This is a genomic window from Saliniramus sp. (assembly GCF_035311605.1).
Lineage (GTDB): Bacteria > Pseudomonadota > Alphaproteobacteria > Rhizobiales > Beijerinckiaceae > Saliniramus.
Window position 1 is genome coordinate 1 of record NZ_DATGCW010000162.1, and the last position, 6,902, is coordinate 6,902.

General features: G+C 66.1%; 7 protein-coding genes. 6 read left to right on the forward strand and 1 reads right to left on the reverse strand.

Going from position 1 to position 6,902, the window contains the following annotated elements; all coding sequences use genetic code 11:
* Nucleotides 1–94: 94 nt before the first annotated feature.
* The 4 genes from VKP01_RS07725 to VKP01_RS07740 are packed head-to-tail and all read left to right on the forward strand — an operon-like array spanning nt 95 to nt 3,929.
* A complete protein-coding gene (locus VKP01_RS07725; RefSeq protein WP_324411576.1) occupies nt 95–634 on the forward strand; it encodes a molybdopterin-dependent oxidoreductase in 540 nt (179 codons plus the stop codon).
* Complete coding sequence (locus tag VKP01_RS07730) at nt 631–2,067, forward strand: HAMP domain-containing sensor histidine kinase (RefSeq protein WP_324411577.1); 1,437 nt, start codon at nt 631–633, stop codon at nt 2,065–2,067. Before VKP01_RS07725 ends, VKP01_RS07730 begins: the two co-directional genes overlap by 4 nt.
* On the forward strand, nt 2,064–3,158 hold the full coding sequence (locus VKP01_RS07735) for a response regulator (protein WP_324411578.1): 1,095 nt from the start codon (nt 2,064–2,066) through the stop codon (nt 3,156–3,158). Before VKP01_RS07730 ends, VKP01_RS07735 begins: the two co-directional genes overlap by 4 nt.
* 36 nt (nt 3,159–3,194) lie before the next feature.
* A complete protein-coding gene (locus VKP01_RS07740; RefSeq protein ID WP_324411579.1) occupies nt 3,195–3,929 on the forward strand; it encodes an SDR family oxidoreductase in 735 nt (244 codons plus the stop codon).
* 24 nt (nt 3,930–3,953) lie between these two features.
* On the opposite strand, the gene tyrS is transcribed toward VKP01_RS07740, so the two are convergent.
* Nucleotides 3,954–5,210: a tyrosine--tRNA ligase gene (gene tyrS / locus VKP01_RS07745; protein WP_324411580.1), complete on the reverse strand. Its 1,257-nt coding sequence runs from the start codon at nt 5,208–5,210 to the stop codon at nt 3,954–3,956.
* A gap of 84 nt (nt 5,211–5,294) precedes the next feature.
* Here tyrS and VKP01_RS07750 point away from each other — a divergent pair, with 84 nt between their 5' ends.
* Nucleotides 5,295–6,443, forward strand: coding sequence for an anhydro-N-acetylmuramic acid kinase (locus tag VKP01_RS07750; protein ID WP_324411581.1), 1,149 nt, complete (start codon nt 5,295–5,297; stop codon nt 6,441–6,443).
* 115 nt (nt 6,444–6,558) lie between these two features.
* Nucleotides 6,559–6,902, forward strand: a 344-nt coding sequence (locus tag VKP01_RS07755; RefSeq protein ID WP_324411582.1) for a GTP-binding protein, incomplete at its 3' end; no start/stop codon positions are given.

The window sequence follows — 6,902 nt, forward strand, 5'->3', positions numbered from 1 at the left end:
CAGAGGCCTGTGAACATGCTTCCCTTTGCATCGGAATGCGGGAGGCCCGCGTGAAGCATGGCGGGCGCGGCGGGGCGAGCGTGCAGGAGGTGGCATGACGGTTTCTTTTGCCGGTTTTCGTGATCGAGGCGGCGCGCGGCGCCGGGCAGGCCTCGCCCCGTTGGCAATCGTCATGGCGGTGATGCTCTCGCTGGTCGTGGTCGGTACGCCCGACGTGCGCGCCGAATCGCCCGTATTGCAGATTACCGGCGCCGTCGCGGATCAGGCTCCGATCGCCCTCACGCGTGCAGATCTCGAAGCCCTGCCGCAGCATGTCATCGAAACGCATACGGTGGTCACGGATGGTCTGCGCCGCTTCGAGGGCCCGCTGATGCGCGATCTGCTCGATCATGTCGGCGCCGTGGGAGACACGGTGGTCGCGCGTGCATTGAACGATTACGAGATCACCATTCCCGTCGCGGATTTCGAGGATTACGACGTCGTCGCCGCGCTGACGATGGATGGTGAGCGGCTGTCGCCCCGTGATCGCGGGCCGATCTGGATCGTTTATCCGCGCGATGATCACGCGGAATTGCAGGATATCCGCTACGATTACCGCTGGGTCTGGCAACTCGCGAGCCTCGTTGTCAAATGATGCGCGCCGGCCCCTTTCTGCGCAGCTATGGCGGGCCGGCTTTGCTGATCAGCCTTTGCGTGGGGCTGTTGGTCTTCGCGCTGTGGCGCCTCGCCGTGATCGAGCGGGACATGCGCATCGAGGCGACGGAGAACATGCTCTGGGTGATCAGCCAGACGCAGATGGAGGCGCTGCGGCTTGACAAGGTGCTCTCGGATCACGCGCGCGGCAGGGCGGACGCGGATCGTGTCGTCCTGCGCTACGCGCTCCTGCTTTCGCGGCTCGATCTTATGCTCCAGGGGCCGCAGCAACGTTATCTGGAGCGGATCGGAGCCAATGAACCGATCACCGCGCATGACACCGCCATCCGCGACGCGGATCCGGAGCCGCTCACGGGTGATGCGGCGGCTTTCGCGGCGACCAATGCGCGTCTCGAAGAGAGCCTCGCTGATCTGCACGCCACGCTCAATCGGGCGGCGAATGACACGATGGTGCGCGAATGGGAGGCGATCGCCGAGCGGCTCGATGCTTATCGCGCCGCCGTCTGGCAGGTGATCGGCTCGGTGATCGGTGTGCTCGCCGGCTGGCTGATGATCGGCTGGCGGCTCATCGCCAACGAGCGTCAGCTGCGCCATGCGGAGGAGGAGCGCAGCCGGGCGCTCACGCTTGAGCAGGCCTTGCGGCGTGAGAAGGCGGTGAGCGCCTATTACCGTGACTTCGCGGCCATCGTCTCGCACCAGTTCCGCACCCCGCTCGCCATCATCGACAGCGCGGTGCAGCGTCTGGTGCGGCGTGGCGATGCCGTGACCGGTGCCGATGTCGCGCGGCGCGAGAAGGCGATCCGCGACGCGATCCACCGCCTGACCCGGCTTGTCGACACGGCCCTGCTCGCGGGGCGACTCGATAGCGGCCAGGTGAGCGCCAAGCCGCGCCATTGCGACCTCGCCGTGATCGTACGTGAAAGTTGCACGCAGTTCCGGGCGCTCAATCCGGAGCGCGACATCCGTTTCGCCAGCGCCGCTGCGGCGACCACCGCCTGGTGTGACCGTGATCTCGTCGATCACATCCTGGCCAATTTCATCGCCAATGCGCTGAAATACAGCCCGGAATCCGCTCCGGTGGAACTGCGTCTGTTCAATACGGGCGCGCAAATCGCCGTCGCCGTCACCGATTTCGGGCCGGGCATCGCGCCCGCCGATCGCCCGCACGTGTTCGACCGCTTCTATCGCGGCGAGACGGGCGGCCATAGCGAGGGTAGCGGGCTCGGCCTGTCGCTGGCGCGCGATCTCGCGCGGTTGCAGGGCGGCGATCTGAGCTTCGAGACATGGGTCGGGCGCGGCAGCGTGTTTACGCTCGGCCTGCCGCGCATGTTCGATCCCGATACGCTCCCGGGAGAGGGGGGTGCGCAGGTGGAGAGCCGAGCGGTCAATGACGAGAAGGAGCCAGCGCGATGATCGATGCGCCGCTGATTCTGGTTTGCGAGGACGAGGCGGAGCTGCGCCGCGACATCATCGAGGAATTGTCGGAGGCGGGATACCGCACCGTCGAGGCAGCCGATGGCGTCGAAGCCCTCGTGCAACTTGCCGCCTGCCGTCCCGATCTGACCCTGTGCGACATCACCATGCCGCGTCTCGACGGCTACGGCGTGCTCGCGCAGCTGCGGCGCGACCACCCTGAACTCGCGCGTATGCCCTTCGTCTTCCTCACGGTCTTCGCTGATCCCGCCGACTTGGTCGAGGGCAAGCGCGCGGGGGCTGATGATTATCTGGTCAAGCCGATCGATTATGATCTCCTGCTCGCTACCGTCGAGGCGCGTCTGCGCGAGATTGTCCGCTGGCGCGCTCACGATGCCCATGCGATGGCACGCCCCCGCGCCGCCCTCGAAGCCATGCGCGGCGAGGGCGCGCTGGCGGTGCTCGACACCATCGCCACCGGCATCGTCATCATGGGCAGCGGCGGCAGGATCCTGCACGGCAACGAGGCCGCCGCGCACCTGCTTGCGACGCAATACGGGCAGAGCGATCCGGCGCGCCTGCCGCCCAGCTTCGGCGCTGCGAGCCTGCGCGATCTGATCGATCGGGCTGAGCAGGCGAGCCGTGCCGGAAAAGCGTTTTCCGGGGCGATGGCCCTTGATCCTCCCGATGCCGGGAAGCCGATGTCTGATACCGGCACGCTGATGGTGATGGTCGTCGCGCTGCCGGGCCGTGACGCGGCGGCACATGACGATGCGCAGGTCGCTTTGTTCCTTGTCGATTCCGCCCGGCGCACGCGCCTGTCCGATGCCATGCTTGCCCAGATCTTCGGTCTCACACCCACTGAGAGTACAGTGGCCGGACGGCTCGCCGCCGGTGAACGGCTGGACGCCATCGCGTGCGCGCTCGGCATATCGCAGACAACGGTATCGTTCCATCTGCGCAACATCTTCGGCAAAACCCGCACCAACCGCCAGGCCGATCTGATCGCGCTGATGCTCTGCGCCCCGGTTCTCGGCGGCTGCGGTGCACCGGCCATCGACCCGGCGCTTGCGCCGGCGGCGCGGCTTTGACACTGTGAGACCGGTTTTCGAGAAGGATGGGTACCAATGATCAAGGCAATCGTGACGGGACATTCGCGCGGGCTCGGCGCTGGCATGGCGCAGGCGCTGCTGATGCGCGACGTCCGCGTGCTCGGCGTGTCACGCCGGCCGAATGCCGCGCTGGCGGAGCGTTTTTCGCAGGATCTGCAGGAGGTCACGCTCGATCTCTCGGATGCGCAAGCAGCCCGGTCCTGGCTCGCCGGGGCTGAAATGCGCGATTTCCTCGCCGATGCGCAGACCGCGATCCTGATCAACAATGCCGGCATCGTTCAGCCGATCGGGCCGAGCGGTGCGCTCGACATCGCCACCATCGCGCAGGCGGTGACACTCAACATTGCCGGACCGCTGATGGCGGCCAATGCCTTCATCGCCGCGACGGAGAAGGTCGCGGACCGGCGGATCATGCATATTTCGAGCGGTGCGGGACGGCGCCCGATGCCGGGCTGGTCGATCTATTGCGCCACCAAGGCCGCGCTCGATCACCATGCCCGCTCCGTCGCTGCCGATACAGTGCCGCATCTCGCCATCGAGAGCCTCGCCCCCGGCGTGATCGATACCGACATGCAGGGCGAGATCCGCGCGACGACGCCGGAGCAGTTCACATTGCGCGAGCAATTCGTTGCGCTGAAGCAGAATAACGATCTGTCGAGCCCAGAGAGCTGTGGCGAGGCTATCGTCGCGCATCTGCTCGGCCCGCGCTTCGGCGCGGAGGTGATCACCGATATTCGCCAGATCGGGTGAGGCGCGGCGCGCGCGCAGGCGCGCTCACTCCGGCTTGAGCAGCACGTGGCGTTTTTTGCCAAAGGAGAGCTTGACCACGCCGTCGCGCAGATCGGAACCGGTGAGGCTCAGGCGCTCATCGGTGACGACCGTGTCATTCACGCGCAATCCCCCCGCCTTGATCTGGCGGCGGCCCTCGCCCATCGAGCCGGTGAGGCCGGCATGGTCGGGGCCGAAAGCGGCGAGGACGGAAAGGCCCTGTTCGATCAGGTTTGAGGGGATCGTCACCGTGGGCAGGCTCGCGGCGGTCTTGCCTTGTTCAAAGGTCTGGCGGGCGGTCTCGGCGGCCTGTTCCGCCGCCTCGCGGCCATGCATCAGGGCGGTGGCCTCGTCGGCGAGCTTTTTCTTCGCCGCGTTGATCTCTGCACCTTCGAGCGCCTCGTAACGGGCAATCTCGTCCATTGGCAGCAGGGTGAACAGGCGCATGAAGCGACCCACATCGCCATCCTCGGTATTGCGCCAGAACTGCCAGTAATCCCACGGGCTGAGCATGTCGGCATTGAGCCAGACTGCGCCGGACGCGGTCTTGCCCATCTTGGCGCCGGATGCGGTGGTCAGGAGCGGGCAGGTCAGCGCGTAGAGCTGATGCGTGCCGAGCCGGCGCCCGAGATCGATGCCGTTGACGATGTTGCCCCATTGATCCGAGCCGCCCATCTGCAGATTGCAGCCATGGCGCTTGGCCAGCTCGACGTAATCATAGGCCTGGAGGATCATGTAGTTGAATTCGAGGAAGGAGAGCTCGTGCTCGCGCTCCAGCCGCAGCTTCACCGAATCGAAGGAGAGCATGCGGTTGACGGAGAAGTGCCGGCCTACATCGCGCAGGAATTCGATGTAGTTGAGCTTCGTCAGCCATTCCGCATTATCCACCATGACGGCATCGCCCGCGCCGTCACCGAAATTTACGAAGCGGCGGAAGGTCTTTTTGATCTCTTCCTTGTTGGCGTCGATCTGTTCAACCGTGAGCAGCTTGCGGCTCTCATCCTTGCCGGACGGGTCGCCGACGCGGGTGGTGCCGCCGCCCATCAGCGTGATCGGCTTGCCGCCGGTCTTCTGCAGCCAGTGCAGCATCATGATCGAGAGCAGATGGCCGACATGCAGTGAGGGCGCGGTGCAATCATAGCCCACATAGGCGACGAGCTCCCCGGCGCGCGCCTTTTCGTCCAGCCCTTCCATGTCGGAGCACTGGTGAATGAAGCCGCGTTCGGTCAGGATGCGGAGAAAGTCGGATCGGGGCGCGCTCATCGCGGGTCTCTTCTGATTGGTTCTTGATGCTGACGCCGGGGCGTTTAACAGCTTACTGCGCAAAGATCACGGGAATTTGCAAGGATGAATGCCGGAAAGCCCCCCATCCTGCGCACCATCGGCCTGATGAGCGGCACCTCGCTCGACGGGGTGGATGTCGCGCTGATCGAGAGCGATGGCGAGGCGATCGCCGGATTCGGCCCGACCGGCTACCGCGCCTATACGGCGGATGAGCGCGCCGTGCTCGCTCGCGCCCTCGATGAAGCAGGCGGGCTCACAGATCGCGCTGCGCGCCCCCCGGCGCTCGCGGAAGCCGAGGCGGTGGTGACGCGCGCCCACGCCGACGCGGTGGCGGCGTTTCTTCTGGAGAACGATCTGTCGCGCGCGGATATTGCGGTGATCGGCTTCCACGGTCAGACGGTCTTGCACCGCCCGGCCCTGGGGCTGACGGTGCAGCTCGGCGACGGGGCGGCGCTGGCGCGGGCGACGGGGATGCCGGTCATCCATGACATGCGCGCGGCGGATGTCGCGGCGGGCGGGCAGGGAGCGCCGCTGGTGCCGGTCTTCCACCGCGCCATCGCCCGTATGGCCGGGATCGCGCCGCCGCTCGCGATCCTGAATATCGGCGGCGTGGCCAATGTCACCTTCATCTTCTCCGATGAGAGCATGCTCGCTTTCGATACCGGCCCCGGCAACGCGCTGATCGACGATCTCCTGCGCGAGCGGCTCGGTCTGCCCTATGACGATGCCGGCGCCATCGGTGCGCGCGGGTCGCCGGAGGAGCCGCTCATCGACTGGCTGATGCGGCATCCGTATTTCGTGGCCAAGCCGCCGAAATCTCTCGATCGCAACTGGTTTTCGCATCGCATGGTCGGCCATCTCGACACGCTCGATGCGGCGGCGACGCTCACCGCCTTCACCCTGCGCAGCATCACCGCTGCGCTCGATCACGCCCGGGAGAAGCCCGCACGCTGGATCGTCGCCGGGGGCGGGGCGCGCAACACCGCCTTGTGCGAGGCGCTCGGGCAGCATCTGCAGACGCGGCTGACGCCCGCCGAGGCAGCGGGCTGGTCGGGTGATCACCTCGAGGCGCAGGCTTTCGCCTATCTCGCCATGCGCGCCCTGCGCGGGTTGCCGATCACCTATCCCGGCACGACCGGCGTGGCTGCGCCGATGACGGGCGGGGTGCTGGCGGAGCCTGATACGGAGGAGGGCAATCTGCCTAAATCATAGGCAGGAAATGCCTGCTTTATGCCGGGTCAAGTCGATTGTCGGAAGGGAAGGGCGGTCATAAAATCACCGCATCGAAGCGCGCCGGTCGCGCGTGATCATGCGGGAGTATCAAGCCATGTCGCCATCGCCTCACGGCCCTTTGCGCGTCGGTATCGGCGGCCCGGTCGGCTCGGGCAAGACCGCGCTGATGGAGGCCCTGTGCAAGCGCTTCGCCGGCATCTACGACCTTTGCGCGATCACCAACGACATCTATACCAAGGAAGACGCGCGGCTGCTCACCGTCGCCGGTGCGCTGCCGGAAGAGCGCATTCTGGGCGTCGAGACCGGCGGCTGCCCGCATACGGCGATCCGCGAGGATTGCTCTCTCAATCTCTCCGCCATTGAGACGATGCGCCGGAAATTTCCCGATCTCGAACTGATTCTGGTGGAATCGGGCGGTGACAATCTCGCCGCGACCTT

Bases quoted from the DNA above. Each gene is read 5' to 3' on its own strand.
- VKP01_RS07750 (WP_324411581.1), top strand. From the start codon at position 5,295: ATGAATGCCGGAAAGCCCCCCATCCTGCGCACCATCGGCCTGATGAGC.
- VKP01_RS07740 (WP_324411579.1), top strand. From the start codon at position 3,195: ATGATCAAGGCAATCGTGACGGGACATTCGCGCGGGCTCGGCGCTGGC.
- tyrS (WP_324411580.1), bottom strand. From the start codon at position 5,210: ATGAGCGCGCCCCGATCCGACTTTCTCCGCATCCTGACCGAACGCGGC.
- VKP01_RS07725 (WP_324411576.1), top strand. From the start codon at position 95: ATGACGGTTTCTTTTGCCGGTTTTCGTGATCGAGGCGGCGCGCGGCGC.
- VKP01_RS07730 (WP_324411577.1), top strand. From the start codon at position 631: ATGATGCGCGCCGGCCCCTTTCTGCGCAGCTATGGCGGGCCGGCTTTG.
- VKP01_RS07735 (WP_324411578.1), top strand. From the start codon at position 2,064: ATGATCGATGCGCCGCTGATTCTGGTTTGCGAGGACGAGGCGGAGCTG.